28 protein-coding genes and 1 tRNA gene are annotated in these 26,435 nt (G+C 64.3%); 10 read left to right on the top strand and 19 right to left on the bottom strand.

What is annotated here, in order from left to right; genetic code table 11:
• Window positions 1-24: 24 nt before the first annotated feature.
• From ACZI8Q_RS05240 to ACZI8Q_RS05230, 3 genes are read right to left on the bottom strand one after another with little or no spacing between them, the layout of a single operon-like run.
• On the bottom strand, window positions 25-813 hold the full coding sequence (locus ACZI8Q_RS05240) for an MBL fold metallo-hydrolase (protein WP_463372437.1): 789 nt from the start codon (window positions 811-813) through the stop codon (window positions 25-27).
• A gap of 17 nt (window positions 814-830) precedes the next feature.
• Window positions 831-1,301 (bottom strand): RidA family protein, encoded by a 471-nt coding sequence (locus ACZI8Q_RS05235; RefSeq protein WP_463372436.1) that lies wholly within the window; start codon window positions 1,299-1,301, stop codon window positions 831-833.
• Window positions 1,302-1,306: 5 nt separating this feature from the next.
• Window positions 1,307-1,471: a DUF4177 domain-containing protein gene (locus tag ACZI8Q_RS05230; protein ID WP_463372435.1), complete on the bottom strand. Its 165-nt coding sequence runs from the start codon at window positions 1,469-1,471 to the stop codon at window positions 1,307-1,309.
• 54 nt (window positions 1,472-1,525) lie between these two features.
• Here ACZI8Q_RS05230 and ACZI8Q_RS05225 point away from each other — a divergent pair, with 54 nt between their 5' ends.
• Both ACZI8Q_RS05225 and ACZI8Q_RS05220 read left to right on the top strand, forming a co-directional pair.
• A complete protein-coding gene (locus ACZI8Q_RS05225) occupies window positions 1,526-2,542 on the top strand; it encodes an ArsA-related P-loop ATPase (RefSeq protein ID WP_463372434.1) in 1,017 nt (338 codons plus the stop codon).
• The gene (locus ACZI8Q_RS05220) at window positions 2,539-3,678 is read left to right on the top strand and encodes an ArsA family ATPase (protein ID WP_463372433.1); all 1,140 of its coding nucleotides are present in this window, start codon (window positions 2,539-2,541) and stop codon (window positions 3,676-3,678) included. The genes ACZI8Q_RS05225 and ACZI8Q_RS05220 overlap by 4 nt, the downstream gene beginning before the upstream one ends.
• A gap of 51 nt (window positions 3,679-3,729) precedes the next feature.
• Here ACZI8Q_RS05220 and ACZI8Q_RS05215 read toward each other — a convergent pair whose 3' ends face one another.
• A complete protein-coding gene (locus ACZI8Q_RS05215; protein ID WP_463372432.1) occupies window positions 3,730-4,059 on the bottom strand; it encodes a WhiB family transcriptional regulator in 330 nt (109 codons plus the stop codon).
• A gap of 300 nt (window positions 4,060-4,359) precedes the next feature.
• Between ACZI8Q_RS05215 and ACZI8Q_RS05210 the strand changes: the two genes are divergently transcribed.
• Window positions 4,360-6,717, top strand: a complete 2,358-nt coding sequence (locus tag ACZI8Q_RS05210; RefSeq protein ID WP_463372481.1) for a penicillin-binding protein — start codon at window positions 4,360-4,362, stop codon at window positions 6,715-6,717.
• Between the two features lie 44 nt (window positions 6,718-6,761).
• Here the strand turns inward: ACZI8Q_RS05210 and ACZI8Q_RS05205 are convergent, their stop codons facing one another.
• Window positions 6,762-7,229, bottom strand: coding sequence for a GatB/YqeY domain-containing protein (locus tag ACZI8Q_RS05205; RefSeq protein ID WP_463372431.1), 468 nt, complete (start codon window positions 7,227-7,229; stop codon window positions 6,762-6,764).
• A gap of 67 nt (window positions 7,230-7,296) precedes the next feature.
• Here ACZI8Q_RS05205 and ACZI8Q_RS05200 point away from each other — a divergent pair, with 67 nt between their 5' ends.
• From ACZI8Q_RS05200 to ACZI8Q_RS05190, 3 genes are all read left to right on the top strand, one after another.
• Window positions 7,297-8,268, top strand: coding sequence for a metallophosphoesterase (locus ACZI8Q_RS05200; protein ID WP_463372430.1), 972 nt, complete (start codon window positions 7,297-7,299; stop codon window positions 8,266-8,268).
• A 54-nt stretch (window positions 8,269-8,322) separates the two neighbouring features.
• A tRNA-Pro gene (locus ACZI8Q_RS05195) sits at window positions 8,323-8,396 on the top strand.
• Window positions 8,397-8,470: 74 nt separating this feature from the next.
• Window positions 8,471-9,169, top strand: a complete 699-nt coding sequence (locus ACZI8Q_RS05190) for a hypothetical protein (protein WP_463372429.1) — start codon at window positions 8,471-8,473, stop codon at window positions 9,167-9,169.
• Between the two features lie 23 nt (window positions 9,170-9,192).
• Here the strand turns inward: ACZI8Q_RS05190 and ACZI8Q_RS05185 are convergent, their stop codons facing one another.
• Both ACZI8Q_RS05185 and ACZI8Q_RS05180 read right to left on the bottom strand, forming a co-directional pair.
• Window positions 9,193-10,002, bottom strand: coding sequence for a metal-dependent hydrolase (locus ACZI8Q_RS05185; protein WP_463372428.1), 810 nt, complete (start codon window positions 10,000-10,002; stop codon window positions 9,193-9,195).
• A 143-nt stretch (window positions 10,003-10,145) separates the two neighbouring features.
• Window positions 10,146-10,871 (bottom strand): Crp/Fnr family transcriptional regulator, encoded by a 726-nt coding sequence (locus tag ACZI8Q_RS05180; RefSeq protein ID WP_463372427.1) that lies wholly within the window; start codon window positions 10,869-10,871, stop codon window positions 10,146-10,148.
• A 125-nt stretch (window positions 10,872-10,996) separates the two neighbouring features.
• Between ACZI8Q_RS05180 and ACZI8Q_RS05175 the strand changes: the two genes are divergently transcribed.
• The 4 genes from ACZI8Q_RS05175 to ACZI8Q_RS05160 all read left to right on the top strand — a co-directional run bounded on the left by ACZI8Q_RS05175 (window position 10,997) and on the right by ACZI8Q_RS05160 (window position 14,303).
• Window positions 10,997-11,329 (top strand): cupin domain-containing protein, encoded by a 333-nt coding sequence (locus ACZI8Q_RS05175; RefSeq protein ID WP_463372426.1) that lies wholly within the window; start codon window positions 10,997-10,999, stop codon window positions 11,327-11,329.
• Window positions 11,330-11,393: 64 nt separating this feature from the next.
• Window positions 11,394-12,491, top strand: a complete 1,098-nt coding sequence (locus tag ACZI8Q_RS05170; protein WP_463372425.1) for an ABC transporter substrate-binding protein — start codon at window positions 11,394-11,396, stop codon at window positions 12,489-12,491.
• A complete protein-coding gene (locus ACZI8Q_RS05165; protein ID WP_463372424.1) occupies window positions 12,484-13,509 on the top strand; it encodes a FecCD family ABC transporter permease in 1,026 nt (341 codons plus the stop codon). The genes ACZI8Q_RS05170 and ACZI8Q_RS05165 overlap by 8 nt, the downstream gene beginning before the upstream one ends.
• Window positions 13,506-14,303 carry an ABC transporter ATP-binding protein gene (locus ACZI8Q_RS05160; protein ID WP_463372423.1) on the top strand — a complete coding sequence of 266 codons (798 nt, stop codon included), beginning with the start codon at window positions 13,506-13,508 and terminating at the stop codon, window positions 14,301-14,303. The genes ACZI8Q_RS05165 and ACZI8Q_RS05160 overlap by 4 nt, the downstream gene beginning before the upstream one ends.
• 81 nt (window positions 14,304-14,384) lie before the next feature.
• Here ACZI8Q_RS05160 and ACZI8Q_RS05155 read toward each other — a convergent pair whose 3' ends face one another.
• From ACZI8Q_RS05155 to ACZI8Q_RS05100, 12 genes are all read right to left on the bottom strand, one after another.
• A complete protein-coding gene (locus ACZI8Q_RS05155; RefSeq protein ID WP_463372422.1) occupies window positions 14,385-14,858 on the bottom strand; it encodes a Dps family protein in 474 nt (157 codons plus the stop codon).
• A 185-nt stretch (window positions 14,859-15,043) separates the two neighbouring features.
• Window positions 15,044-16,507, bottom strand: coding sequence for a catalase (locus ACZI8Q_RS05150; protein WP_463372421.1), 1,464 nt, complete (start codon window positions 16,505-16,507; stop codon window positions 15,044-15,046).
• 76 nt (window positions 16,508-16,583) lie between these two features.
• Window positions 16,584-17,021, bottom strand: coding sequence for a Fur family transcriptional regulator (locus ACZI8Q_RS05145; RefSeq protein WP_463372420.1), 438 nt, complete (start codon window positions 17,019-17,021; stop codon window positions 16,584-16,586).
• 101 nt (window positions 17,022-17,122) lie between these two features.
• Window positions 17,123-17,782 carry a hypothetical protein gene (locus ACZI8Q_RS05140; protein WP_463372419.1) on the bottom strand — a complete coding sequence of 220 codons (660 nt, stop codon included), beginning with the start codon at window positions 17,780-17,782 and terminating at the stop codon, window positions 17,123-17,125.
• A complete protein-coding gene (locus ACZI8Q_RS05135; protein WP_463372418.1) occupies window positions 17,766-19,475 on the bottom strand; it encodes an FAD-dependent oxidoreductase in 1,710 nt (569 codons plus the stop codon). The genes ACZI8Q_RS05140 and ACZI8Q_RS05135 overlap by 17 nt, the downstream gene beginning before the upstream one ends.
• Window positions 19,472-20,956, bottom strand: coding sequence for a flavin-containing monooxygenase (locus ACZI8Q_RS05130; protein ID WP_463372417.1), 1,485 nt, complete (start codon window positions 20,954-20,956; stop codon window positions 19,472-19,474). Before ACZI8Q_RS05130 ends, ACZI8Q_RS05135 begins: the two co-directional genes overlap by 4 nt.
• Window positions 20,953-21,561, bottom strand: a complete 609-nt coding sequence (locus ACZI8Q_RS05125) for a TetR/AcrR family transcriptional regulator (RefSeq protein ID WP_463372416.1) — start codon at window positions 21,559-21,561, stop codon at window positions 20,953-20,955. Before ACZI8Q_RS05125 ends, ACZI8Q_RS05130 begins: the two co-directional genes overlap by 4 nt.
• A gap of 45 nt (window positions 21,562-21,606) precedes the next feature.
• Window positions 21,607-22,512: a hydroxymethylglutaryl-CoA lyase gene (locus ACZI8Q_RS05120; protein ID WP_463372415.1), complete on the bottom strand. Its 906-nt coding sequence runs from the start codon at window positions 22,510-22,512 to the stop codon at window positions 21,607-21,609.
• Window positions 22,513-23,712: a CaiB/BaiF CoA transferase family protein gene (locus ACZI8Q_RS05115; protein ID WP_463372480.1), complete on the bottom strand. Its 1,200-nt coding sequence runs from the start codon at window positions 23,710-23,712 to the stop codon at window positions 22,513-22,515.
• Between the two features lie 259 nt (window positions 23,713-23,971).
• The gene (locus ACZI8Q_RS05110; protein WP_463372414.1) at window positions 23,972-24,637 is read right to left on the bottom strand and encodes an RES family NAD+ phosphorylase; all 666 of its coding nucleotides are present in this window, start codon (window positions 24,635-24,637) and stop codon (window positions 23,972-23,974) included.
• A 3-nt stretch (window positions 24,638-24,640) separates the two neighbouring features.
• Window positions 24,641-25,684 carry a hypothetical protein gene (locus tag ACZI8Q_RS05105; protein WP_463372413.1) on the bottom strand — a complete coding sequence of 348 codons (1,044 nt, stop codon included), beginning with the start codon at window positions 25,682-25,684 and terminating at the stop codon, window positions 24,641-24,643.
• Between the two features lie 176 nt (window positions 25,685-25,860).
• Complete coding sequence (locus tag ACZI8Q_RS05100) at window positions 25,861-26,172, bottom strand: hypothetical protein (protein ID WP_463372412.1); 312 nt, start codon at window positions 26,170-26,172, stop codon at window positions 25,861-25,863.
• Between the last annotated feature and the right edge of the window lie 263 nt (window positions 26,173-26,435).

Genomic DNA, 26,435 nt, shown 5'->3' with positions numbered 1-26,435 from the left:
CCGCAACCCGGAGGTGGCCGAAGTTCACGACCGCAGGTATTCGAGCTGAACGTTGACGGATTTCTCGGCAACCGGCCACAGCTTGGGATCGACGTCCGAGTAGACATGTTCGACCACCGCACGCGCGGAGGCGTCGGCACCGAGAACCTCGAGAGCCACCCGCACCTGCTCGAGGCGGTCTTCGCGGTGGTCGAGGTACTCCTGCGCGACGGCTGTCAGGTCGGGTAGGTCCGGACCGTGACCGGGCAGAACCACCAGCCCTTCCCCGAGTTCGAGGAGACGGCGAAGCGACGCGAGGTAGTCACCGAGGTTTCCGTCGGAGTCGTCCAGGACGCTGGTGCCCCGGCCCAGAATGGTGTCCCCGGTGAGCACGGCGGAAGGATACCCCTGAGCCTCGACGAGGATCGATACCGAGTCGGCGGTGTGCCCCGGAGTGGGTACGACACGCAGGGTCAGCCCGGCAGCCTCGAGCGCCTCGTCCGCCTGTAGCCGAGCCGCACCACCCCGTAGGAACGTGGGATCGACCGAGCGGACCGGCGCTCCGGTGATCTCGGCGAACCGGTCCACACCGCCGGTGTGGTCGAAGTGACGGTGGGTGATCAGAGTCAGGGCCACCGACGCCACACCCGCCACGCGCTGCAGATGCTCTTCGTCGTGGTCCCCCGGATCGACGACCACACACCGATCGTTGCCCGGGACTCGAAGAATCCACGTGTTGGTGCCGTCCAGGGTCATCATCCCCGGGTTGTTTTCCAGCATCACCGAGGCCAGCGGGGTCACCGCTCGCAACTGCGCGTAGGCGGGGTGGGTCATGTCAGCAAACCTTCGCCTCAGCGGACTTCGGCGATCAGTTCGACCTCGACAGGCGATCCGAGCGGAAGTTCCGAAACTCCGACGGCGGAACGCGCGTGCACGCCGGCGTCCCCGAACAACTCGCCCAGAAACTCGGACGCCCCGTTGACGATGCCCGGCTGACCGGTGAATCCGTCTGCGGACGCCACGAATCCGACGACCTTCACGATCCGCACCACGGAGTCGATGCCGACCAGATCGTCGACCGCAGCGAGGGCGTTCAGCACGCAGGTACGCGCCGCCGCTTTCGCGTCTTGCTCGGACACGTCGGCACCGACCTTTCCGGTGAGCCCGAGCTTGCCGTCCACCATCGGCAATTGCCCCGAGGTGTACACGTAGTCGCCGGTGCGGACGGCCGGCACGTATGCGGCCACGGGGGCGGCGACGGGCGGGAGCACGACGTTCAGTTCGGCCAGTCGGGCCGTCCAGATCTGCGAGGTGTCTGCCACGACGTTCAGCCCTTCGGACGCTTCAGGTAGGCCACGTGCTGCTCGCCGGTGGGTCCGGGCAGCACGGACACGAGTTCCCATCCGTCGCCACCCCATTGATCGAGGATCTGCTTGGTCGCGTGGGTGAGCAGCGGAACGGTCGCGTACTCCCAGGAAATCAATTCACTCATGCCGGTGAGCCTATCCCCCGCACATCTCGGTCTTCGGACTTATAGGCTCGTCGCGTGGTAGCGACATCGGATCAGCGCGCACAGACGTGGCCGGAGAATGCCTCGCAGGCCCGCCTGCACTTCGTTTCGGGCAAGGGCGGGACCGGGAAGTCCACGGTGGCTGCGGCTCTGGCGTTGGCTTTGGCCCAGGGCGGACGACGAGTGCTGCTCGTCGAGGTCGAGGGCAGGCAAGGCATCGCACAACTCTTCGATGTGCCCCCACTACCGCCCCGGGAGACCAAGGTGGCATCTGCCGACGGCGGCGGCGAGGTTCACGCGTTGGCGATCGACATCGAGACGGCATTCCTCGAATATCTCGACATGTTCTACAGCCTCGGTTTCGCGGGCCGCGCGATGCGCAGGTTCGGAGCCATCGAGTTCGCCACCACCATCGCACCGGGGCTGCGCGACGTGCTGCTCACCGGAAAGATCAAAGAGTGCGTGGTGCGTTCGGACGCATCGGGTAACCACGTGTACGACACGGTGGTGGTCGATGCACCCCCGACGGGGCGGATCAACAACTTTCTGGACGTGACGAAGGCGATGGCCGACCTGGCGAAGGGCGGACCGGTCCGCGCTCAGAGCGAGGGTGTCGTCCGGTTGCTCCATTCCGACGAGACGGCGGTCCACCTGGTCACGCTGCTCGAGGCGTTGCCCGTGCAGGAGACCGCTGATGCCGCGGCTGCCCTGGCTGCATCGGATCTTCGGCTCGGCTCGATCATCGTCAACCGCACGAGCCCGCAGTTCCTTCCGGACGACGCACTCGAGTCGATCGCCCGGGCCGAGGTGGACGCGAAGGCAATCCAGGCAGGCCTGAAGGCTTCCGGTGTCATCCTTTCCGACGACGACTTCGCGGGGCTTCTGACCGAGACAATCGAGCATGCAGCCGTTCTCCGAGCTCAGGACGAAAGCGCCGAGGCCCTCCGCGAGGTTGACGGCGCCCGGTTGGAACTGCCGACCCTGGCCGACGGCGTGGATCTGGGTGGCCTGTACGAACTTGCCGAATACCTGACAGAACAGGGCGTGTCATGACCAAGACCGGCCATCACCACCGCCGCACCGCGCCGGCACTCGATGTTGCGAACATCCTGGCCGAGCGCGACACCCGAATCGTGGTCTGCTGTGGGGCCGGTGGTGTCGGTAAAACCACCACGGCCGCGTCGCTGGCACTACGAGCGGCCGAACAAGGGCGACGTGTGGTGGTGCTGACGATCGACCCCGCCCGCCGACTCGCCCAGGCGCTGGGCGTCCAAGACCTCGACAATTCGCCGCAGCGGGTGCCTTTGGGCCCGGATTCGAAGGGCGAACTGCACGCCATGATGCTGAACATGCGTCGCACGTTCGACGAGATGGTGATCGAGCATTCTCCGTCGGAGAAGGCCGAGCAGATCCTCGCGAACCCCTTCTACCAAACGGTGGCCACGTCGTTCTCCGGCACGCAGGAGTACATGGCGATGGAGAAGCTGGGCCAGCTCGCCTCGAGCGAACAGTGGGATCTCGTGGTGGTCGATACACCACCGTCGCGCAACGCGCTCGATTTCCTCGACGCCCCGCAGCGCCTCGGCGCCTTTCTCGACGGCAAGATGATCCGGTTGTTCACGGCCCCCGGTCGCGGCATCAGCCGATTGGTCACGGGGGCGATGGGACTGGCCCTCAAGGGTGTTTCGACCATCGTCGGCAGCCGCATGCTGTCCGACGCATCGAATTTCGTGCAGTCGGTCGATTCGATGTTCGGTGGTTTCCGCGAACGCGCCAACCGCACCTACGAGTTGCTTCGCAAGCCGACGACCAAGTTCCTCGTGATCGCGGCCGCCGAACCCGATGCCTTGCGGGAGGCGGCGTTCTTCGTCGACCGGTTGTCGGGCGACGACATGCCGCTTGCCGGTCTGGTACTCAATCGGACACACCCCACGCTGTGTTCACTGTCGACCGATCATGCGCTCACCGTGGCGGACGAGCGTCGGAGTGAAGGCGACGAACTGACCGCGGCGGTCCTTCGGGTTCACGCCCACCGCGGCGTGATAGCGAAACGCGAACTGCAGTTGCTGACGCGATTCACTGCCGCGCATCCGAACGTGCCGCTGGTGGGTGTCCCCTCGCTGCCGTTCGAGGTCTCCGACCTCGAGGCGCTGCGTGCGGTCGGGGATCAGCTCACTCGAACGAGCTGACCCCCTTCGTACTGAGGACGGACCGAGCCCGAGGACGGACTCGAACCGAGGTCAGCCTGCGGACTGACGCTGAAGCTGACGCTGACGTTCGAAGAATGCGGACCAGGACTCGACCTCGGGATGCTGTTTGAGGAGCGCGCGCCGCTGACGTTCCGTCATGCCACCCCAGACACCGAACTCGACTCGGTTGTCGAGTGCATCCGCACCGCACTGCATCAGCACCGGGCAATGTCGGCAGATCGTCGCCGCCTTGCGTTGCGCCGCTCCCCTGACGAACAACTGATCCGGATCCACCTCCCGGCAACGGGCCTGGGTGACCCAGGCAATTCGAGCTTCGGCCTGCTCGACGTCGAGACGACTGGTTGGGGTGGTCAGGTGCATTCTCTTCCCCTCTCCGAGTCCGTGTGCCTCGCAACACACGGAGTGTCTGCACAGGATTCGCCCGTAACACGAGCAACCTGCACCACATCGGCAATGAAGTGTTATCTCCATCACACTGTTCACACAATTTAGGTAAAGAAATCTCTACGCGCAAGACGAAAGTTCGCTCTATTTGGTACGTCCGTGCATCGTCGGTGTTCAGGGGCTTTTCCCGTAGAAAAGTCGAGTTTGCTGGGGGCCACGACGCAGCTCCTCGAGCACATGGCACGTACGCTGTAGCGCGTGCCGATCGTAAAAACAGTGGCGAAGCTCGCGGGATGCTCCGCTCTGGCGGGCGTCCTGCTCGCCGGAGTCATGTTTCCGCTGGCCGGAGGGTTCGGTTATGCCTCGAACCGGGCCGCGGACACCGTCGACAACGTGTCCGCGGAATTGGTCGAAGGGACCGTTCCTGCCGTCTCGACGATGGTGGACATCGAAGGGAACCCGATCGCGTGGTTGTACGACCAACGCCGATTCGAGGTGCCTAGCGAGCAGATCTCGGACCAGATGAAGCTGGCGATCGTCTCCATCGAGGACCGCCGCTTCGCCGAGCATCAGGGCGTCGACTGGCAGGGCACCATTCGCGCCTTCCTCACGAACACCACGAGTGGTGAAATCCAGCAGGGTGCATCCACGCTCGATCAGCAGTACGTGAAGAACTATCAGCTCTTGGTCGTGGCCAAGACCGATGCGGAGCGTCGGGCAGCTATCGAGACGACTCCCGCCCGAAAGATCCGTGAGATCCGGATGGCACTGACGCTCGACAAGGAGCTGAGCAAAGAGGAAATCCTCACTCGGTACCTCAACCTGGTTCCCTTCGGCAACGGGGCGTTCGGCATCCAGGCCGCGGCACAAACCTACTTCGGTATCGACGCCGCCGACCTGAACGTGAAGCAGTCCGCGATGCTCGCCGGCATGGTGCAGTCGAGTTCCGCGCTGAACCCGTACACCAACGCCGACGGTGTGGTGGATCGCCGCAACACCGTGCTCGACACGATGATCGAGACCATTCCCGACCGGGCCGACGAGTTCCGCGCCCTGAAGGACGAGCCACTCGGTGTCCTTCCCGAACCGAACATCCTTCCGGCCGGTTGCATCGCTGCCGGAGACCGCGGCTTCTTCTGCGACTACGCGCTGCAGTATCTGGCCGAGGCAGGGATGAGCCGTGAGCAGATCAGGAAGGGCGGATACCTGATCAAGACCACCCTCGACCCGCAGGTTCAGGACACGACCAAACGCGCCCTCGTCGACAACGCATCCCCGACACTCGACGGCATCGCGAACGTCATGAACGTGGTGCAACCCGGACAGGACCAACACCGGGTCTTGGCGATGGGCAGCAGCCGCACTTACGGTCTGGATGCGGAGGCACACGAGACCGTGCAGCCGCAGCCGTACTCGTTGGTCGGCGCGGGTGCAGGTTCCATCTTCAAGATCTTCACCACCGCTGCGGCAATGGAACAGGGCCTCGGCACGAGTGCTGTCCTGGACGTGCCTCAACGGTTCCAGGTCCGGGGTATGGGTGACGGCGGCGCAGCAGGATGCCCCCCGGCCACGTACTGCGTGGAGAACGTGGGAAATTACCCGCCCCAGATGTCCGTGACGGATGCGCTCGCGAAGTCTCCGAACACCGCCTTCGTCAAGTTGATCGCGGCGACCGGGGTCGAACCCACTGTCGACATGGCGGTGCGACTCGGTCTGCGCTCCTACACCGAACCGGGGACCTCCGGATTCGACGACCGCAGCATGGCGGAATTCCAGAAGGCGCAGAATCTCGGTTCGTTCACCCTCGGACCGACCTGGATCAACCCGCTGGAGCTGTCCAACGTGGCGGCGACTTTGGCATCGCACGGCAAGTGGTGCCCACCCACACCGATCGATTCGATCTTCGACCGCGAGGGCAAACCGGTTTCCCTCACAGAACAAGCCTGTGAGCAGGTTGTCGACCCAGGGCTGGCGGACACCTTGGCGAACGCATTGAGCAAGGACGATCAACCCGGCGGCACGTCGGCGGGCGCAGCCGCTGCCGCCGGATGGACCCTGCCCATGTCGGGTAAGACGGGTACCACCGAATCGCACATGTCGTCCGGCTTCCTCGGATTCACCAACAATCTCGCCGCCGCCGTGTACGTTTACGGCGACTCGCCCACACCGGGTGAGATCTGCACGGCGCCGCTGCGTCCCTGCGGTGACGGAAACCTGTTCGGTGGCACCACCCCGGCACAAACCTGGTTCCAGGCGATGATGCCGATCGTCGGCAACTGGGGACCGACGCATCTGCCCCCGGTGTCGGAAAAGTACGTGCGCGGTTCACAGAACGGGCAGGTACCCGACGTGACCGGCCTGACCGAGGCCACGGCGTCGCAGCGCCTTCAGGAGAGCGGTTTCACGGTGAATTCCGTGACCACCGAAAGTTCGGCCGAACAAGGCACCGTGACCGGGATGTCGCCTTCGGGTTCGGCAGTCCCCGGTTCGTCCATCACCATCTACATCAGTGACGGTTCGGTGCGGGCACCGGAGTCGGCACCGGCGCCCTCCGATGGAGCGCCGGCCATCGAGGTGCCGCCGATCCAGATTCCCGGACTACCGCCCATTCAGATCCCCCCGATCCCCCGCTGACCTAGCGTCGGCCGGGGGTCCGGTCGGATCGACTGACACGCAGGTCAGAGGCGGGATTTGACGGCTGCCGAGATTCGGGAGCCGTCGGCCTTTCCTGTGGCGAGAGCGGTGGCCACCTTCATGACCTGACCCATCTGCTTCATCGCCGGTCGCTGCCCGATCTCTTCCGCAACCTGCGCGATCGCGGTGTCGACGACTTCCGCGAGTTCGGCGTTGTCGAGGGGTGTGGGCAGATATTCGTCGATGATCTGCGCTTCCGCGTGCTCCTTGGCAGCGAGTTCCCCGCGCCCGTTCTCGGTGTAGATCTCGGCGGCCTCACCGCGCTTCTTGGATTCCTTGGTGAGAATCTTGACGATGTCGTCGTCGGTGAGTTCGCGCGCCTCCTTCCCGGAGACCTCTTCCTTCTGAACAGCCGCCATGAGCATCCGAATGGTCGATGTGCGCAACACATCCTTGGCCTTCATGGCGGCGGTCATGTCAGCGCGAAGTCGTTCTTTGAGTGTGTCCGGCATGAGCGGAACGCTACGCGCCCTTGATCACAATCGGCATCTCGATTGCATCCATCAGTATCCTGAAGGAGTGTCTGACCAGTTCCGTACCAATCTGACCCGCACTGCCGCCGCTACGGCGGGTGCCGCCGCACTGGGGATCGGCTATTCCTCCCTCGTCGAACGCAATGCGTTCGCGCTGCGCGAGGTGACGATGCCCGTACTCGAACCGGGCGCATCGTCCCTGCGTGTGCTGCATATCAGCGACCTGCACATGATGCCCGGACAACGGCTGAAACAGAACTGGCTTCGCGAACTGGACGGGCTCGATCCCGATCTCGTCGTCAACACCGGCGACAATCTCGCGCACCCGCGTGCCGTTCCCTCGGTCGTTCAGTCGATGGGCAACCTGCTCGCTCGTCCCGGCCTCTTCGTCTTCGGTAGCAACGACTACTTCGCGCCGCGGCCGAAGAATCCCTTCCACTACCTGACGAAGTCCAACAAGCGGGTTTTCGGTGCCCCCTTGCCCTGGGGTGATCTGCGGGCAGCGTTCACCGAACGCGGGTGGCACGACGTCACACATGTGCGCCGCGAACTCGAGGTGGCAGGCGTTCGTATTGCGTCGGCGGGCGTCGACGACCCGCACTTGAAGCGGGACCGATACGACACGATCGCCGGGCCGCCGAACCCTCTGGCACACCTGCGCCTCGGCATCACACACTCCCCCGAACCGCGGGTGCTGGACCGTTTCGCCGACGACGGCTACGACCTCGTTCTCGCCGGGCACACCCATGGCGGTCAGTTGTGCCTGCCGTTCTACGGGGCACTGGTCACCAATTGTGAGATCGATCGTTCGCGGGTGAAGGGCCCGTCGACGTGGGGTGCGCACACCCAGCTTCACGTTTCGGCAGGGCTGGGAACGTCGCCTTGGGTTCCGCTGCGGTTCTGCTGCCGACCCGAAGCCACTCTCCTGACGTTGGTGGCATCGAAGAATCGTGGCCCCGACGCGGGTGCCGAGCGGAACCTGAAAGCTCCACCGGAGTCGACTGCACTACGTGGCTGACCTGGCGATTTAATCCCCACTGACTCGATACTGTAAGCTGGCCGAGGTTCAACACGGGGTGTGGCGCAGCTTGGTAGCGCGCTTCGTTCGGGACGAAGAGGTCGTGGGTTCAAATCCCGCCACCCCGACAGTGAGTTGATACAGATGAGGCCCTGTCCGGATGTAATTCGGACAGGGCCTCATCGTTTCGAAGGGACAGCTCGTGTCGAAGAACTGGTTGATTGCCGTCGCCGCAGTGGGTGTGCTGGGAGCCAGCGCGTGCGGGAGCCCGGACACGGCTTCAGTCAACGACACTGGCGTCGACGTCGCGGACCTGTTGCTGGAAGCATCGGAGTTGCCGGCCGGAGCGCAGGTCCACCGGCTTCCGCGCGACGATCAGATGATCCTGAACCTCAACATCCACGCCCCGAGTTCCGGGACCGGAGCGGATATGAATCCCGTGTTCGCTCCAGCCCACTGTGAGGGCGAGAGCCATTACGCCGACAACGCACGTGCACGCCTGATCGAGAACGGCACTGCCAGCGGCGCACTCCTCGAAAGCGGCGGCGCGTACATGATGCTGGTCAGCGAGACACGCACGGATGTACCTCGGGTGGTCGAGGCGCACACCGGGCAGTGCTCGTCTCACACCGTGACGTCCACCAGTTTCGGCAGCACGAGCCAGCGCAGTTATCGGACGGAGAGCCTCGATCTTCCTCCAGCGCTCGCCGACGAGGATGCCGCGATCCTGCACGAGGTCGGCGATCCTGACAACCCGGACTGGTCGGACACCGAAGTCTTTCTCGGGTACGCAGCAGTCGACGAATACAGCGTTGTGGTCATCGCGTTCGAGGAGCCGCCCAAGTCGGAGTTCGACGACGTATTCACGCGGGTCGTCGAGAAGGTGCGCCGACTCGGCTGAGGCTCAGTGGCCGCGAGGTCGAATCACATCTGCACCGCCGCCGGAACGAACGCGTCGTAGATCGCTTCCGGCGCGCCGTCGACCGCCCACACACCGAGTGCGACCACCGCCAAGGTGAGGGCCGGACCCAACACGATCTTCTCGAACTTGCCCCCCGCCCGGATCGACAGGAACGACGGCAGACGCAATTCCCACCAATGTTCGCGCCGCCACGGAATGAACGGCGCCAGAAAAGGAACCCCCTCTTTCGTGATGGCGTCGCCCAGGCAGTGGGTGACGCAACCGAGTGCCACTGCGACGCCGAGACCGAGGGACCCGGCGTCCGTCGGATACCACTGCCACGTCAACGCCGCGAACGCAGCAGCCAGCAGCGAAACCACCAGCCAGCCCTTCTTCTTCGCAAACTCGCCCGCCAGACCCCGCAACGCCAATCCCATTGCGAAGAAGAGCACTCCCATGATCGCCGGTTTCCCGAAGTGCATCACGAGTGCGGTAACCCCCGCACCGAGTCCACCGGCGAAAAGCGCGGTGTGCGTGAAGGTTCGGTGCCCGCCGCGGCGCTTTCCATCTTTGCCACCCTTGGTGATCGTGTAGAAGCCGAGTGAGATCGAATCGATCGCCCGGGCTAGCAGTTTGCTGAACGGCCCGAACGACCTGGACACGGTGGACTGTGTGGTGTCGAGATCTGGAATCAGGGCGGCACCGGCACACACTGCCGCAAAGGTGAAGGTCTCGGCCGTGGAGGTCGGGCCTCCCCACTCGAGGGGAAGATGGTCTGCGACGACAAGCCCCACCGCAGCACCCGACATTGCGTGGGTCGCACCCATCACCATGGAAGACAGCACCTTTCGCACAAACAGTTCGGTGCGAAGGTTCACGCACACGCCGGAGTGCGGTTCAACCTAGCAATGCTGTCCGACAGTTCACCAATCGACTGGGCAAGAACAGTTCTCGCCCGCGGGCACACCCGGGAGATTCAGTCGAGCGCGGCGGAGGTCTCGGTCCAGTATGCGGCGAGGTCCGACTTCACCTCGAAGCTGTTCCGGTGGAAGTCGATCAGGCCCTCGCTTCTCATCCGCGTCAACTCTCGGGAGAGCGCCGCACGGTCGACATTGAGATAATCGGCAAGTTCCGCACGGGAGAACACCACGGTGAAGTTCGAGGACGTGGCATTCTTCTGCTGCTCCTCGAGGAACAAGACGATCCGATCGCGCAAAGACTTCCGGGAGACGACCAAGAGCTTCTTCCGCAGCATCCGATTCTTCGCCGCCATGACGCGGAAGAGATTCTCGACGACGCGGCTCCGCAAATGACACAGTGGCCCCTGCGCATGCACGATCTTGTCCATACCGAGTAGCAACACTCGTCCTGACTCCGCACCGGTCACAGCATGCTCCGTGTGGTGGTTGGCGTGCGCGAGCAGATCCTCCGCGAACACCTCTCCTCTCGTCATTGCGCTGACAAGGTTGCGCGAACCACTCTCGTCGTACGCGCTGACGAACACCGAACCGTCGAGGACCAGGCCGACCGCACCCACTCGCGAGTTACCCCGCACCAGCACCTGCCCAGGGGAGAACGCGACCAAGTGTGCGCCCAGACAGTCGGTCACCTGCACGATCTCGCGTTCCGAGAAGCCGGCGAACAGTTCGCTCTGCGCAGCCTGTGCAATCCACTGCCGATCCCGTTCGACCGAACCCTTCACTGTGACACGCCTCTCGTGGTGCTGGTTGCCATGGCAACGGACATCCCCCGCGCAATGTGCGAGCATCACCGTATCTAATTAGGCAAGGCTAACATCATTGATTCCTGAGAAGGGAGACTCCCGCCATGTCCGAATCGTCCACCGCCCTCGTCGCTGACGGTCTCGGTGCGCTCGCCGAGCAGAACCCCATCCTCGACGGAAAGGTTTCCCCGCACTTCACGTTCGACGGGGACGGGTTCCGCATCCGGCAACTCGCCTTCGACAAGGGCGCGGTCCTCGCGGAGCACAAGGCGCCCCTGCCGATCCTCGTGCACGTCGTCGAGGGGTCGGTGGACTTCGCCGTGGACGGCAACATCCACACGCTGCGAACCGGAGCCATCCTGCATGTTGCCGCAGAGAACCCGCATGAAGTGACCGCGCGGGAGCGGGCCCGGCTGATCGTCACCCTCGTCGGCTGATGCGCCGGTTCGCCACAGCTCCGCGGCGCGCGGAGCATCACCTCCTAGCCCGAAAGACAATTCGATGCCACGTAGATTCTCTGCTCTCGTCCTCGCGGGCACCATGGCCCTGGCGCTGGTCGGCTGCGCAGCGAACACCGATGCCGACGGCACGGACACCATCACCATCGTCGACCACACCGGCGAGGAGGTGATCATTCCCGCCGATATCGAGCGGGTTGCCATCGACGAGATCCCCCTGGCCTCGACCTATGTTGCGTATCACCAGGGTGACGCCCCGCACCTGGTGGGCATGTCCGACGCGGTGGTGCGCTCACTCGAGGAGACGGTGGTCGCGGACATGGCACCGGAGATCCTCGAGGTGGACACCAGCTACTACGACAACGGCGAGCTCAACGTCGAGACGCTGCTCGAGCTCGCACCCGACGTCGTCTTCTACAACGCGAACAACACCGGCCACGCGGAACTGTTCGCCACCGCGGGAATACCCGCCGTCGGCTTCTCCACCAGCGGTGACCCGACCACGGTGTATCAGGACTGGCTGAGACTCCTCGAGGACGTGTTTCAGGAGCCCGGGAAGATGAACGCGGTGATAGCTCGCGGCACCGAGATGATCGCCGAGACCACCAGCCGGACAGAGGGGATCGCCGCGGAAGCGAAACGCAGCGTTCTGATCATCTTCAACTATTCCTCGGGCACCCTCCGTGTGGCGGGCGAGACCCCGTTCTTCGGGTACTACTGGCTCCAGGCGGTCAATGCCGACAACGCCGCGGTCGGCGCCCAGGGCGGGTTGGCGGCCGTCACCGCTGAGCAGATCCTGGCGTGGGACCCGGACGTGATCCTGATAGGAGGGTCCGGCCAGGCCGGAATCACCCCCGAACAGATGCTCACGAACACCGTCGACGGCCTCGACCTGTCAGCGCTGCGCGCGGTGCAGGAGGGCACCGTGTTCAGCAACGACCTGGGCATGTGGAGCTGGTTCACACCGAACCCGGATGCTCCGTTGATCGCCGAATGGCTGGGCAAGGTCCTTTACCCGGCGAACTTCGACGACATCGACCTCATCGCGGAGACCCAGGACTACTACCGGGCGATCTACGGGTTCGATCTCGGCAAGGAGCAGGCGAACTCGATCTACCAGGGTCACTTCGCGCATGAGTGACCTCGCGGTCAGCGAAGGGCGCCTGCGTTGGTGGGTACCCGCCGCGCTGGTCCTGGCACTGGCCGTTTCGGCGGCGCTGTGCGTCGGGGCAGGCCGCTTCCCCTTATCGGCAGGGGAAGTGGTCGCCGCGCTCGGCTCGCGGCTCGGCGGCGATGCGGTGAGCCCCGTGCTGGACTCCGTCGTGTTCGGGTTGCGGTTGCCGCGCATCGTGCTCGCCGTCATTGTCGGCGCGGGCCTCGCATGCGCCGGGGCCGCGTTCCAGAGCATCTTCGCCAATCCCCTGGCCACCCCCGACACCCTCGGCGTCACTGCGGGTGCCTCCGTGGGCGCCGTGCTCGGGTTGATCCTGAGCCTCCCGATGATCGGCGTGCAGCTGATCTCGCTGGTGTTCGGGCTGTGCGCGGTAGCGCTGACGATCGCGATCTCCAAGACCAACGGCCGCAGCAATATCGTGATGTTGATCCTCTCCGGCGTCGTGGTCGCGGCCATCGCCACCGCGATCCTCTCGATGCTCAAGTACACCGCCGACCCCAACGAGAAGCTCCCGCAGATCACTTATTGGCTGATGGGTTCCCTCGCCGGCGCGAGCGGCGAGAGTCTGCTCATCGGCGTCCCTGTCATCCTCCTGGGGGTGGCGGTGATCGTACTGTTGCGATGGCGACTGAACGTCCTCGCGCTGAGCGAAGACGAGGCACGGGCATCGGGCATGAACATCCGCCGCACGCGGGCGATCATCATCGTGGCGGCCACCCTCATCACCGCCTCGGCGGTGTCGATGTGCGGGCAGGTCGGGTGGGTCGGGCTGCTGATCCCGCACTGCGCCCGAATGCTCTGCGGCAACAACAACCGCTTCGTGGTCCCGATCAGTGTCCTCCTCGGAGCCACGTTCTTACTGGTCATCGACACCCTTGCCCGCACCGTCAGCACGTCGGAGATCCCGATCTCGGTGCTGACCGCCTTCGTCGGCGCGCCGTTCTTCGTGGTGCTGTTGCGCAAGACCGGGGGGAAATGGGAATGACTCTGGTCATCGAGTCCGGCACCTTCGGCTACCGTCGGCGCCAGCCCGTCCTCCGAGACATCTCCTTCACTGTCGAGGCCGGGCAGATCCTTGCCATCCTCGGCCCCAACGGCGTCGGCAAGACCACCCTGCTGCGGTGCATGGTGGGCCTGCTGCCCTGGACTTCCGGGGTCAGCACGCTCGACGGGAACGATATCGCCACCATGCGCCCCACCGAACTGTGGCGCCGCGTCGCCTACGTGCCCCAAGCGCGTAACGCATCCTCCGTGTCTCTGACGGGGCTCGACATGGTCACCATCGGCCGCAGCGCCCATCTGCCCCTGCTCTCCCAACCCGGCGCACGTGAGGTCCGGATGGCCGAACAGGTGATGGCGGATATCGGAATCAGCCACCTACACCACGTGCCGTGCGGGCAGATGAGCGGCGGCCAGTTCCAGATGGTGCTCATCGCCCGCGCCCTCGTCGCCGAGCCGGCGGTGCTCGTACTCGACGAGCCGGAGACCGGCCTCGACTTCAAGAACCAACTCATCGTCCTGGACCTGCTCGACACCCTCGCGCACCAGCGCGGCATCTCGGTGGTGATGAACACGCACTACCCATCCCACGCGCTGCAGACCGCAGACTGCTCGCTCCTGCTCAGTGCGTACGACAAGCCCTGCTTCGGGCCCACCGAGGAGGTGATCACGCCCGCTCACATGCGGCGGGCCTTCGGTGTCGAGGTGCATCTGACGCGGATCGAGATCGCCGGCCGGATCCACCAGGGCGTGCTGCCGTTGCGGGTCGCCAGTCCATGACACCGGCCGTCCCACGATCCGGATGCACGGCGCAGAGGCCCGAGGCGTCGTCCTCCTCGCCGTGCATCCCCGTCGACTGGGTCAGGCGATCTGCGCCTGCCACATCCAGTGCAACTGCTCGAGGCGCGCTGTGATCCCGATCAAGAGATCCTGTGTGACCGGGTCGGCGGACGCGGTGTCACCGATTCGCTCACGCAGTCGCTCGATCACGGCGGTCAGGTTGCCGACCACGGCGGCCGTGACCTCGGTGTCCTTGGTCCAGCCTTCGCCGAAGCCCTTGGTTCCAGAATCCTTGGCGACCGTCGCGGCACGCCCGTCGGGGCTGACCCCGATCGAGGCCGCCCGCTCTGCTGCCTGATCGGTGAACGCGCGGGCTGCGGCGACGAGCTCGTCGAGCGCGAGATGCACGGACCGGAAATTCTGTCCGATCACATTCCAGTGCGCCTGCTTGGCGATCAAGGACAGATCTATGAGGTCCACCACAGTGCCCTGGAGGGCTGTGCCGGTGATCTTCTGCTGATCGGTATCGAGTGCGCTCGTGACAGGCGTGTTCATGATTACCTCACTTTCGGCTACATCTTGAAAAATTCCGCTGCCCGGATTGGGCGTTTCGGCCCTCCGCGATGGATGATGGAGTCAGTTCGGGTTCCACTGGAGGAGGGTCGTCATGGAGACGGTGGTCGTGTTCGCACTTGCTTGTGCCGTGTACTGGTTCGGGCTGCTCTGAGGCGGGCGCCCGGTCAGCCTTGCTGACCGGCACGCACCCCCTCTTCGACGCGTTTCCCAAGGTCCTCGTCGACGTTCTTCCAGTACTCGAAGACCCTCAGCTGCACGGGTTCGCTGACGCCTCCGAGTACGTGACCGACGATGTTGTCGACCAACCGGTCGCGCTCCTCGTCACTCAGCACCTCACGGACGAGAGTTCCGGCCTGCGTGAAATCGCCGTCCTCCGGGTGCTCGACGTATCCGGCGCGGATCGCCTGCCCGTCGAACCCCCACTGCCCTTCGTCGCCTGCACGTGCGGGGTCCGCGTGCGCGCCGCCGTACGAGTTCGGTGCGTACACCGGAGCCTGCGGCGGGTTGGTCGAATACCGCATAGCACCGTCGATCGAGTACGAATTCACCGTCGCTTTGGGTGCGTTCACCGGGAGCTGCTCGTAATTGGCGCCGATCCGGTACCGGTGCGCGTCCGCGTACGAGAAGACACGGCCGAGCAGCATCTTGTCCGGTGAGAAACCTATCCCGGGCACGACATTGGAGGGAGCGAAAGACGACTGCTCGATCTGGGCGAAGAAGTTGTCCGGGTTACGGTTCAACGTCCACTTACCGACTTCGATCAGCGGGTAGTCCTGCTGCGACCACACCTTGGTCAGGTCGAACGGGTTCACGCGGTAGCCCTCGGCCTCGCCGACCGGCATGACCTGCACCTTGAGTGTCCAGCTCGGGAACTCTCCCCGCTCGATGGCGTTGTACAGATCCGCCCGGTGATGATCGGGGCTCGTGCCGGCCAGCTCGTCCGCCTCGGCCTGCGTGAGGAAGTCGATGCCCTGGTCGGTCTTGAAGTGGTACTTCACCCAGAACCGTTCCCCGTCGGCATTGATCCACTGGTAGGTGTGCGATCCGAAGCCGTCCATGTGGCGCCACGTCTTCGGAATGCCACGGTCACCCATCACCCAGGTCACCTGGTGCGCGGACTCGGGGCGCAGAGTCCAGAAATCCCACTGCATGTTGTGGTCACGCAGGCCTGATCCCGGCAGGCGCTTCTGCGAGTGGATGAAGTCCGGGAACTTGATCGGATCCTTGATGAAGAAGACGGGCGTGTTGTTGCCCACGAGGTCGTAGTTGCCGTCCTCGGTGTAGAACTTCACCGCGAAACCGCGCGGGTCACGCCACGTGTCCGGGGCGCCCTGTTCACCTGCCACGGTTGAAAACCGAACCAGAGACTCCGTTTTCGCACCCGGTTGAAACAGCTTCGCCTTCGTGTACTTGCTGACGTCACCGGTGACCTCGAGTTCACCGAAGGCACCGCCGCCCTTCGCGTGGACGACGCGTTCCGGGACGCGCTCACGGTTGAAGTGAGCCAATTTCTCGATCAGGTAATGGTCGTGGAGCAGGATCGGGCCCTGCTTGCCGGCGGTCAGCGATTCGTTGTCGCTTGCGACCGGGATACCGGCGTTCGTGGTTGTTGCGGGCGTTGTGGGCATGACAAATCCTCCTCGTCGAGGGTGGTCGGACGGGATGAGCGGAAAGAGCTGTTCAGAGCGTCAGGAAGTCAGGGCGTCAGGGTGCAGTGGCGTGCAGTGTTCGGCACTGCTCGCACAGACCCCAGAACACGACCTCGGCCTCGTCGACGACGAAGCCGTGACTGCGCGACGGCTCGAGGCACGGCGCCGCACCGATCGTGCAGTCGACATCCACGACTGTGCCGCAGCTCCGGCACACGAGATGGTGGTGGTTGTCTCCGATCCGCGTTTCGAAGCGCGCGGGAGACCCGGCCGGTTCGATGCGACGGAGCAGACCCGCCGCCGTACACGCCTTGAGTACGTCGTACACCGCCTGAGTCGAGACTTTCCCGAGCTCACGGCGCACGACTGTCGCGATGTCGTCGACGTCCGAATGCGGTTGGGCTGTCACCGCATTCAGCACCGCAACACGTGGCGCAGTGACACGTAGGCCCACACTGCGCAACAGCGCTGCGGGATCCATGTCGTGTCTCATGGGAACCAGTATGCCCCTTTTCTGGAATTAGTCAAGAAAAGAGGATTCACCGTCGCCGCCGACAATCGTCGCGACATCGCACACCCTTATGGACGTCGACGTCAGTCGATCACCGCAGCGCCAGTCGTCATCTGTCCGTCCGTGATCACGGCACCGAAGTGGGGGCCGGGAGTCAACCAGCTATCGAGCGTCGGCCCATCGGCTCGAACCTCCACCCGCGCGAACCGACCGTGACCCCGTAAACGCGCCGACGCCACCGAGAGACGGTCACCTTGCCCGTCCGGTTGCGCGAAGCCGAGTGCACCGGCGATGGGCAGCCGTGGGCCGTGGGGCGTCGTTGCCGTCGACACCTGCCAGCCGACGCCCGAAGCTGAGAAGCCGCCGAGCACGTCACCGTCGAAGTCTGCCATCACCTTGGGAAGCCGCCAGTGTGTCCGGCCGCCGTGCACGGATGCCTCGGAGTCCACGGCGATGAACGGAACCGCCATCCGCGGAAAAAGGCCCGTTCTGACACCCGGCGCCCGCAGCACGGGACTCGCGAGTATCTCGCGATACTGTCCCACCGGCGATTCCAGGTACTCCACCATCATTGCCAGGGTGAGCGGAACGACGCCATCTCGCGGACCGCCCGTACCGATCCGACACGCCTCGGCAGTGCTGCGGTGCCACCAGATCGTGGCACGGACGCGTGCCGGCCACGGGGGTGGCCCGCTCGTCGGCCAGTCGATGCGCTCGGTGGTCGATTCAGCCACGCTCCACATCGACGGGCTCCTCTCGTCTCGTGTCGGTCGGTAGGCGCAACGCACCGGGTGCGTGAGCGGGAACGGCCGGATCATGCGGCGGGACAGGGCGAATACGTACGTACGGAGTGCCCGGCTCGGGTCGCGGATCCCGCTCACCCCTGTTGGGCCACAGTGCGAATGCGCGTTCGGCCTGGGCGGTGATCGTGAGCGAGGGGTTGACACCGAGGTTGGCGCTCACCACCGAACCGTCGGACACGTGTAGGCCCTCGTGCCCGTATACCCGCAGATACGGGTCCACCACGCCGGTCTCGGGTGAGTCACCAATCGCGCATCCACCGAGGAAGTGCGCGGTCATGGGGATGTTGACGACGTCGGCGAGGGATCCTCCCGCATCACCCCCGATCTTGCGCGCCGCCTTCCTGATGGCCGTGTGCCCTTGGGGAATCCACGACGGCGGCGCTGTCCCCGATCCCGGCCGGGACACGACTGCCCGACCGAAGCGTCGTCTGCCCTTCGTCAGTTCGAGAGAGTTGTCGTCCGTTTGCATCACCAGCGCGATGACCGTGCGCTCGGACCAGTGGCGCACCGACAGACTGCGGGCGAACGCGCCGGGATGCCGAAGCGCCACGGCCACCGTCTTCAACAGGCGCGGAACCCGTCCGCCGCCGTCGCTGAGGACCGTCTGGAGCAGTCCGATCGCGTTGCTGCCTTTGCCGTACCGCACCGGCTCGATGTGCGTGTGGTCATCCGGATGGAACGACGATGTGATCGCAACGCCCTCGGTGAAGTCCGTGTCACGGCTCTTCGACGTTGCCGCCAGTACGGCCTCGGAGTTGGTGCGCACCACCGACCCCAACCGCGGTGACAGGTTGGGCAATGCCGCCGATTCCTGCATCGCGAGGAGCAAACGCGCCGTCCCGTAGGTTCCTGCGGCGACCACCACCTGATCGGCGGTGAAAGTGGTCTCTCGTTTTCGGATACCGTCGGTGCGGCGGGTGCGCACTTCGTATCCGCCGTTCGGACGTGGCCGGAGCTCCTTCACCGTCGTCAACGAATGGATGCGCGCCCCCGCGCGTTCGGCTAGGTACAGGTAGTTCTTGACGAGGGTGTTCTTTGCTCCCACCCTGCATCCGGTCATACAGGCGCCGCACTCCGTACACCCGGTGCGATCGGGCCCCACTCCCCCGAAGTACGGGTCCGCAACACGCGTGCCGGGCGTACCGAAGTAGACGCCCACCGGCGTCGATGTGAAGGTGTCTGCTGCACCCATCTCCTCTGCCACGTCGCGCATCACTGCGTCCGCCGGCGTGAAGGACGGGTTGGTGTTCACACCCAGCATTCGTCTGGCCTGCTGGTAGTACGGATCCAATTCCCCGTGCCAGTCGGTGATGTGCGACCACTGCTTGTCCTCGAAGAATCGGCGCGGCGGCTGGTACAGCGTGTTCGCGTAGTTCAGCGAGCCCCCGCCCACCCCGGCACCGGCCATGACCAGAACATCGGGTAGCAGATGGATGCGTTGCACCCCATAACAACCCATCCACGGCGCCCACAGGTAGCGACGCAGGCGCCAGCTGGTCTCGGGCAGCTCGTGGTCTTCGAACCGGCGGCCTGCCTCGAGAACACCGACCCGGTACCCCTTCTCGGTGAGCCGCAGTGCTGCGACGCTGCCACCGAACCCCGAGCCGATCACGACGACGTCGTAGTGGGTCATGCGCTTGCTCCCTCGGGTGCGCTACCGACGACATAGTTCTGTCTGTCGAAATGCGAAAGCTGCGCACGAAATTCGAAGGTGAACGTGGGCCATTGAACCGAGTTGCGCCCCTGCGAGTCGTAATACCAGCTCGAGCAACCGCCCTTGTTCCATACGGTGGAGTGCAGATCACGCTGAATCTCGTCGTTGTAGCGTGCCTGTGCCGCTTCGCAGATCTCCACGGAACCGGCTCCCGTGCGTTTCATCAGTTGGATGGCATCGGCGATGTATGCGGCTTGGGACTCCAACATGTACACGATCGAGCTGTGTCCGAGATTGGTGTTCGGCCCGTACATCAGAAACAGGTTGGGAAACCCTGCCACGGTTGTCCCCTTGTACGCGCTCGGGCTGCCGTCCCAGTGCGCTGCCAGGGTGCGTCCACCTGATCGAATACCGTGTGCAATAGGCGGTTCCGTCGGTGTGAAGCCCGTTGCGAAGATAATCGTGTCGACCTCGTGTTCGTTCCCCGCTGCGTCCACCACGCCACTGTCGGTGACGGCGGCGAGTCCCGAATCCACCAAGGACACATCGGAGCGATCCAGTGTGCGCAGCCAATCGTTGGACAACAACATCCGTTTGCACCCGATCGTGAAACCGGGTGTCAACTTCCTCCGGAGTTCTCGGTCGCGTACTTGCCGAAACAGGTGTGCTTTCGCGGCGACCTCGAACAACGGCAAAAGACCTGTTGCGTGAGACAGCACGCCCCCCAGCGCCTCGCGCAGCGTATAGACGGATCCGCGCACCACTTTCTGCGCGAACGGAAGACGTCGGTAGAGGAGCTTCTCGAGCGCTGGGAGCCGGCGGTCGAGACGCGGGAGAACCCAGGCCGGTGTGCGCTGAAAGACGGTCAGGTGCGTCACTGCATCCGCGATCTCCGGCACGAACTGCACGGCGGAAGCGCCCGTGCCGATGACCGCCACCCGCTCTCCCGTCAGATCGTGATCGTGGTTCCAGGTGGCCGAATGGAATACGGTGCCGCCGAACGTCTCCAGCCCGGGGATGTCCGGGATGCTGGGCGTCGACAATGCACCGGTGGCCGCCACGAGCATGTTCGCGCTCAGAGTTCCCAGGCCCGTGGTGATGCGCCAGAGCTCCTCGGTTGCGTCCCACACCGCATCCACAAGTTCACAATCGGTGATCACCCGATCCCGAATGCCTTTGTCGGTTGCGACCTTCCGCAGGTAGGCGTAGATCTCGGGCTGCCGCGCGAACGTGTGGCTCCATGCTGCGCTCGGCGCGAACGAAAAGGAGTAGAGCGATGTGGGCACGTCGCACGCACAGCCGGGGTAGGTGTTGTCGCGCCAGGTTCCGCCGACGTCCGAACCCCGTTCGATGATCACCACATCCGCGCCCGGGTCGTCGCGGAGAATGCGCTCGGCAAGGCCGATACCGGCAAATCCGGCGCCCACCACGAGCGTTCGTACGTGCTCGGGAAGTCTCATGAGTTCTCCACCTTCGATTGCCATAGCGGTAGTAGCCGTGCGCGGAATTCACGGTCCGCTTCCTGTGAACGAAACAGTGCCGACACCGCCAACCCGCGAACGAGTTCGATGCTGAGCTCGATGGAGTCGGAATCGAACCTTTCTCCGAAAAGCTCCGAGCAACCGGCGTGCAACGCTTCGGTGATGGTCCGTTCGAGTGGAACCATCGCTTCGTGCAGAACAGCGTCGGTTCGCGCGGCCACCCACAGTTCGAGCGCCGCGTAGAAAAGCGGGCCCGAGAATGCGTCGGCGAGCAGCTCGAGCCCCGGCTCCTCAGTGGCGTCGACGGCGAGAATTTCGGCCAGCCGCTTCTCTACGAGATACTCCACCGCCGCCACCACCAGCGACTCCTTGGTCGGAAAGTGGTGCAACTGAGCACCGCGTGAGACGCCCGCCCTACGAGCAATGCCCTGAGTGCTGGTACGTGCGTACCCGTGTTCGACCAACGAGTCGATCGTGGCGTCGAGCAGGGTGCCGCGCATGGTCGCGGTGCGCTCTGATTGGGTTCGCGTCTGCTTTGCCGGAGCCGGCCCAGCCAGTTCTGTGTTCGGAGTCACAATCAGCACCGTATGTGACAACTACAAAACAGTCCAGACTGATTTTAAGTTTGTTCAGCCGGTGACGGGTGCCGGCAGTCCGGCGCGCAGCAGGTTGCTCGGCACCTCGTGCCCGACGATCTCTTCGGCCACTTCCGCCGCCCGGATCACAGCTGCAATGTCTACACCGGTACCGACGCCGAGGTCCGACAACATGAAGGCCAGCTCCTCGGTGGCGATGTTCCCACTCGCACCAGGAGCGAACGGGCATCCGCCCAGACCGCCGACGGACGCGTCCAGATACCGAACCCCGTGCTCCACTGCCGTGAGGGCACAGGCCAGGCCCACCCCTCGGGTGTTGTGGAAATGCGCCCCCAGATTCACATCGCCCAGGCGAGAATGAATCGACTCGATCAGCCTCGACACCCGCCCCGGCGTGGCAGTGCCGATGGTGTCCGCGACGGAGATCTGGTCGGCACCCCATTCGACCGCATGCTCGGCTATCCACAACGGACGCTCCTGCTCGGTAGGCCCGTCGAACGGGCAGTCCCAGGCCGTGGCGATGATGACCTCGACCTTGCCGCCCTCCCCATGAACGAGCCGGACGATGTCCTCGATCCGCGCCACCGCGTCGTCGGTGGACGACCCGACGTTGGCACGGCTGTGCCCGTCCGCTGCCGACACCACGTATTCGACCGTCCGCATACCGGCCGCCAGCGCCCTCTTCGTGCCGCCGATCCCGGCGACCAGGGCCGAGAACTCCACGTCCGGCCACCTGTGTAGTTCGGCAGCAAGGTCCGCCGCGTCGGCCAGCGCAGGAACCGCGCGGGGCGACACGAACGAGGTGGCCTCGATACGCGGCACCCCCGTCTGGGCGAGCGCCTCCAGTAGCCGGATCTTCGCTTCCAGCGGCACCGGATCCTCGATCTGGAGGCCGTCGCGGGGGCCGACCTCACGAATGCTGACCGCCTCGGGAATCATTCAGATCACGCCTTTCTCACGCAACGCCCATAGTTCGTCGTCCGATTTGCCGACCAATTCGCACCACACCCCGTGGTTGTCGGTCCCCGGGTTCGGCGCACCGGCACGCCGGACCGACCCCGGCGTCTGACTGAACGTGGGCACCACGCCGAGACCGAGCACATCCGAGTCGATGCGTTCGTCGAAGTGCTGTACCAGCATCCCGCGTTCGATGAGCTGTGGGTCTTTCACCACGTCCTCGACGGTATTGATGGGACCGCACACCACGCCGGCGGCCGTAAGCTTCTCCACGATCGTGTCGGGATCCTGCTGCGCAGCCCATGCGGCGATCATCTCGTCGAGTTCGTCTTGGTTACGGCCGCGGTCGACATGTGTTCGAAAGCGTAGGTCCTGCGCCAGTTCGGGCACCCCCATCACCTCGCAGAGGCGCGCGAACAGGGTGTCTTGGTTGGCGGCGATCACCACCCAACTTCCGTCGGCGACGGCGTAGATGTTGGACGGCGCGATGCCGTCCAACCGGGTGCCGGAGGGCTGTCGGACCACACCGCCCACGTCGTAATCGGGGATGGTCGATTCCTGCACTGCGAGGCAGGACTCGGTGAGGGCGACGTCGACCACCTGCCCGCGGCCGGTCTTCTCGCGCGCCAGTAGCGCTGCCAGAACACCTTGCGCAGCGAACATTCCGGCGAGCGAATCACCCAGCGAGAGAGCGATACGCGGCGGAGCCTGGCCCGGATAGCCGTTGAGATGACGGAACCCGCTGACGGCCTCGGCCACCGAGGCGTAGCCGGCGCTTCCGGCCTTCGGTCCGGTCTGCCCGTACCCGGACACCCGGGCGAGCACCAGCCCCGGATTCCGCTCGGACAGCACGTCGAACCCCAGACCCCACCGCTCCAGGGTGCCGGGACGGAAGTTCTCGACCACAACATCTGTCTGCTCCACGAGGTCGAGGAACAGTTCGCGCCCCTCGGTGACGCGCAGGTCCAACGTCACACACCGCTTGTTGCGGGCGTGCACCGTCCAGAAGAATCGGTGCCCGTCCCGCTCGGCCTGCCCCCAGGTTCGTAGCGGATCGGGCCGGTCCGGTGATTCGATCTTGATGACGTCGGCACCCATGTCGCCGAGCAGCCTTCCTGCGAACGGGCCCGCAATCAACGTGCCGAGTTCGATCACCCGGTATCCGTCCAGCGGGCCGGTCACCGCATCTGCCATTCGACGACTCCTCCTCGGTCAGGCTGATCCCATCCTGCGCTGCGACTCGAATCGCCGCCACCGTTCCGCCGAACCGAGCCCCACAGTGTCCAGCACCGCAGCGGCCGACACAGCCACAAGATCTTCGACGTAACCCGACAAGGGTTGATCAGACCGGGACCGTCGCCTCGCAAGAGGACTGCCAGATGAGCATGCTCACACTTGCTCACCACAAGGCAACGGTCACCGACCACTTGGCTGCGTGGAGTCAGATACGTTTTGCTCCTCGGTCACCGATGTACTTCAGATGGTGGACCTCGTCGAGCACTTTCACCACCTGTCCAAACGTGGCAGAGTCGGTCAGTACATCCTGAGAGCTGACAATCCGCAGTGCGGTCGAGCCGAGGTCATTGCGGTCCAGCAGTATCAGTACTTTCTCAGCCGGATTGTTCCGGCAGCGATAGATCACCCCATCTGCGTGCAGGAGGGTGTCAAGAATGGCATGACACGTGGATCGGCACCAGTTGTAGCCGTCCCGGCCGCACCCGACGAGGGTTCCGGACAGGTTCAGTGATTGCAGGTCTCCATCCAGCAGTGACGCAACAGTGATGTGGCGTTCGAGAACCATCACCGTGTGAGTTTTGTCTGCGAGACGTTTGCGTCGCAGGATGCCGCTAGAGGGAATGTCGATGTCGCGCAGGATGCCCTCCGCGACCGTGCCTGCGAGCGAGAACGCGACGTACAGATACCCGCCGTGTGAGGTATCTACAGGCTCGAACCTGCCCTGGAGCGGATGGCCTAGATGGCGGATACCTTTCAGATTGAATGAGTTTGGCGGGTGGTCCGAGGACGTGCTCGAGATCCGGTGTAGCTCGGTCCCGGCGGGGATCAGCTGTGTTTGTGGACGTCTGCCGTTGTATTGATCTGTGGCCACCGATCAGTCCATGCCCAGCTGTTCGGCCTCGACCATGAGATCGACATCGTGCTTGGACAGGAGGCCCTGCTCGAGCCGATCCGCAGGTCGATCCCCGCCGATGAGGTGGTTCTCGGTGAACCACCAGTCGAGCGTTCCCCACGGGTCGAGGGCGCATTCCATCGCCCGGTTGGCGTGCTCGGCGATCGGGCGGATCTGCTTGCGTTCGCGGTCGAACTGGAACCGCGGATAGCGGTACAAGTTGCCAACCTTGAGCCCGAGTAGCTGATTCGATCTTCTCTTGTTGTTGGCCAGCGCGCGATTCGGCTTGCCTTGAGGGGAGAGAACTTCGGAGACCTGCATTGACGTGAGGGTGTCTCGAGACAGAGAAATGGGCAGTTCGTAGGTCAGGTGACCGGTGGTGGTCCCCAACTCGACAACGTCGGGACGATCAGGATCCTCCGTGGCATCCAGCCGATCGCCTGCATGTCCTATGGAGGCGGGTTCTGCCACGGTCGAATACAGCAGATCGGTCCCGTGAACGACGACGTTACGAGCCTGACGAAGCGCTGAGAGCAGCTGGATGGTCACCTCATCGGTGTTGCCGGCATCGAAAGCTGCCCTCATGACGAGATCCCGAACTGCGGGTACTTCGACTGTATCCAGTGCGTTGCGGAACGTCTTGGTGAGCCACTCCAAGGTGAGTCCGGTCTCCCGCAGATTGAAGGTGACTACGAAGTCCAGTCCTATCTCTCCAACGACGTCTTGGGCTGCGATTTCGAAGGAGGAGACCACACTTTTGATCTCTTTGGCCCAGGCCTGGAAGTCCTGGGCCGCGTCGTCGACCGTAATCTTGTTTGCGGCAGGTCCGGGCGACGGCCGGGCGGGGAATCTGCGGACGATGAAGTGGCCGCCGGCTGAGGATCGGGCCGCAAGCTTTTTGAGGGTGACCGGCCGAATTTTTGTGACCGGAACTGCAGCGGTTCGGTCTACGGACCGGTGCAGTGTCGTCTCCTTGTACGCCTTTCGAAGGCCGAGGGTTTTGCGGGACCTTGTCGCGTTGGCCATGGATCCTCCTGCAACATACGTTATTTACAGTCTTGCGATTTATCGTATCGTGCGTAAGTTTCGTAGTCCATCACAGCGTATGCGATGTCGACTCCTCGACGCTCCTGCAGCGTGACCAGGGGGCTCTACTTCGGCGTCCGGTATCGAGCGCACCCCTCGGTTGTGCCGACCAGCGGCTACAGCCCCTCCAGCACTGTGAGCAGCTCATCGCAGAACGCATCGGCGCGGGCTTCGATCTCATCGAAGGCGGCGGTCAGATCCTTGAGGTCCTGGTGGTCACGGCGGCAGGCTGCCGTGCCACGGTCGTAGCGCGACGGATCGAGGGTGAGGTCGGGCTCGACCCGGACATCGATCCCATCCTGTGTACGTACCGGCAGTACCTTCCAGACCGGGGCCTGGGCGGACGATGCCCCCGCGCCAACGCGGACACCGAGTGCGGTGTCATCGGTTGCGCATACGACAGGTGCCCCCAGCGGTCGATCGGACACAGCAAGGGCTGCCGGGCCTGCCTACCGGGGAGCGCCTTCCCGATCCCCGATCCCCTCGATCGGGTCGATGACCCCGGCTCCGAATACTGGGCGATCAGACACGTCCGAGTCCCAACGATGCCCTCGTCGCCAGGAACGTGAATTGGATTACAGAAGAGGCGAATTAGCGTTTACCTGACATATTATCGGTAACCGTTTTCGATAACGTGCGGTTCCGATACGTCCGCAGGCATGAATGACCCGGGCCAGCGCATATGACGGTT

The organism is Rhodococcus quanlei (assembly GCF_055231015.1).
This window is presented reverse-complemented; position numbering and strand designations above follow the sequence as displayed.

Excerpts from the sequence above, each read along its gene's own strand:
- ACZI8Q_RS05240 (WP_463372437.1), bottom strand. The coding sequence starts at position 813 with ATGACCCACCCCGCCTACGCGCAGTTGCGAGCGGTGACCCCGCTGGCC.
- ACZI8Q_RS05230 (WP_463372435.1), bottom strand. The coding sequence starts at position 1,471 with ATGAGTGAATTGATTTCCTGGGAGTACGCGACCGTTCCGCTGCTCACC.
- ACZI8Q_RS05220 (WP_463372433.1), top strand. The coding sequence starts at position 2,539 with ATGACCAAGACCGGCCATCACCACCGCCGCACCGCGCCGGCACTCGAT.
- ACZI8Q_RS05215 (WP_463372432.1), bottom strand. The coding sequence starts at position 4,059 with ATGCACCTGACCACCCCAACCAGTCGTCTCGACGTCGAGCAGGCCGAA.
- ACZI8Q_RS05205 (WP_463372431.1), bottom strand. The coding sequence starts at position 7,229 with ATGCCGGACACACTCAAAGAACGACTTCGCGCTGACATGACCGCCGCC.
- ACZI8Q_RS05185 (WP_463372428.1), bottom strand. The coding sequence starts at position 10,002 with ATGGTGATGGGTGCGACCCACGCAATGTCGGGTGCTGCGGTGGGGCTT.
- ACZI8Q_RS05175 (WP_463372426.1), top strand. The coding sequence starts at position 10,997 with ATGTCCGAATCGTCCACCGCCCTCGTCGCTGACGGTCTCGGTGCGCTC.
- ACZI8Q_RS05170 (WP_463372425.1), top strand. The coding sequence starts at position 11,394 with ATGCCACGTAGATTCTCTGCTCTCGTCCTCGCGGGCACCATGGCCCTG.
- ACZI8Q_RS05165 (WP_463372424.1), top strand. The coding sequence starts at position 12,484 with ATGAGTGACCTCGCGGTCAGCGAAGGGCGCCTGCGTTGGTGGGTACCC.
- ACZI8Q_RS05160 (WP_463372423.1), top strand. The coding sequence starts at position 13,506 with ATGACTCTGGTCATCGAGTCCGGCACCTTCGGCTACCGTCGGCGCCAG.
- ACZI8Q_RS05155 (WP_463372422.1), bottom strand. The coding sequence starts at position 14,858 with ATGAACACGCCTGTCACGAGCGCACTCGATACCGATCAGCAGAAGATC.
- ACZI8Q_RS05150 (WP_463372421.1), bottom strand. The coding sequence starts at position 16,507 with ATGCCCACAACGCCCGCAACAACCACGAACGCCGGTATCCCGGTCGCA.
- ACZI8Q_RS05145 (WP_463372420.1), bottom strand. The coding sequence starts at position 17,021 with ATGAGACACGACATGGATCCCGCAGCGCTGTTGCGCAGTGTGGGCCTA.
- ACZI8Q_RS05140 (WP_463372419.1), bottom strand. The coding sequence starts at position 17,782 with ATGTGGAGCGTGGCTGAATCGACCACCGAGCGCATCGACTGGCCGACG.
- ACZI8Q_RS05135 (WP_463372418.1), bottom strand. The coding sequence starts at position 19,475 with ATGACCCACTACGACGTCGTCGTGATCGGCTCGGGGTTCGGTGGCAGC.
- ACZI8Q_RS05130 (WP_463372417.1), bottom strand. The coding sequence starts at position 20,956 with ATGAGACTTCCCGAGCACGTACGAACGCTCGTGGTGGGCGCCGGATTT.
- ACZI8Q_RS05120 (WP_463372415.1), bottom strand. The coding sequence starts at position 22,512 with ATGATTCCCGAGGCGGTCAGCATTCGTGAGGTCGGCCCCCGCGACGGC.
- ACZI8Q_RS05105 (WP_463372413.1), bottom strand. The coding sequence starts at position 25,684 with ATGGCCAACGCGACAAGGTCCCGCAAAACCCTCGGCCTTCGAAAGGCG.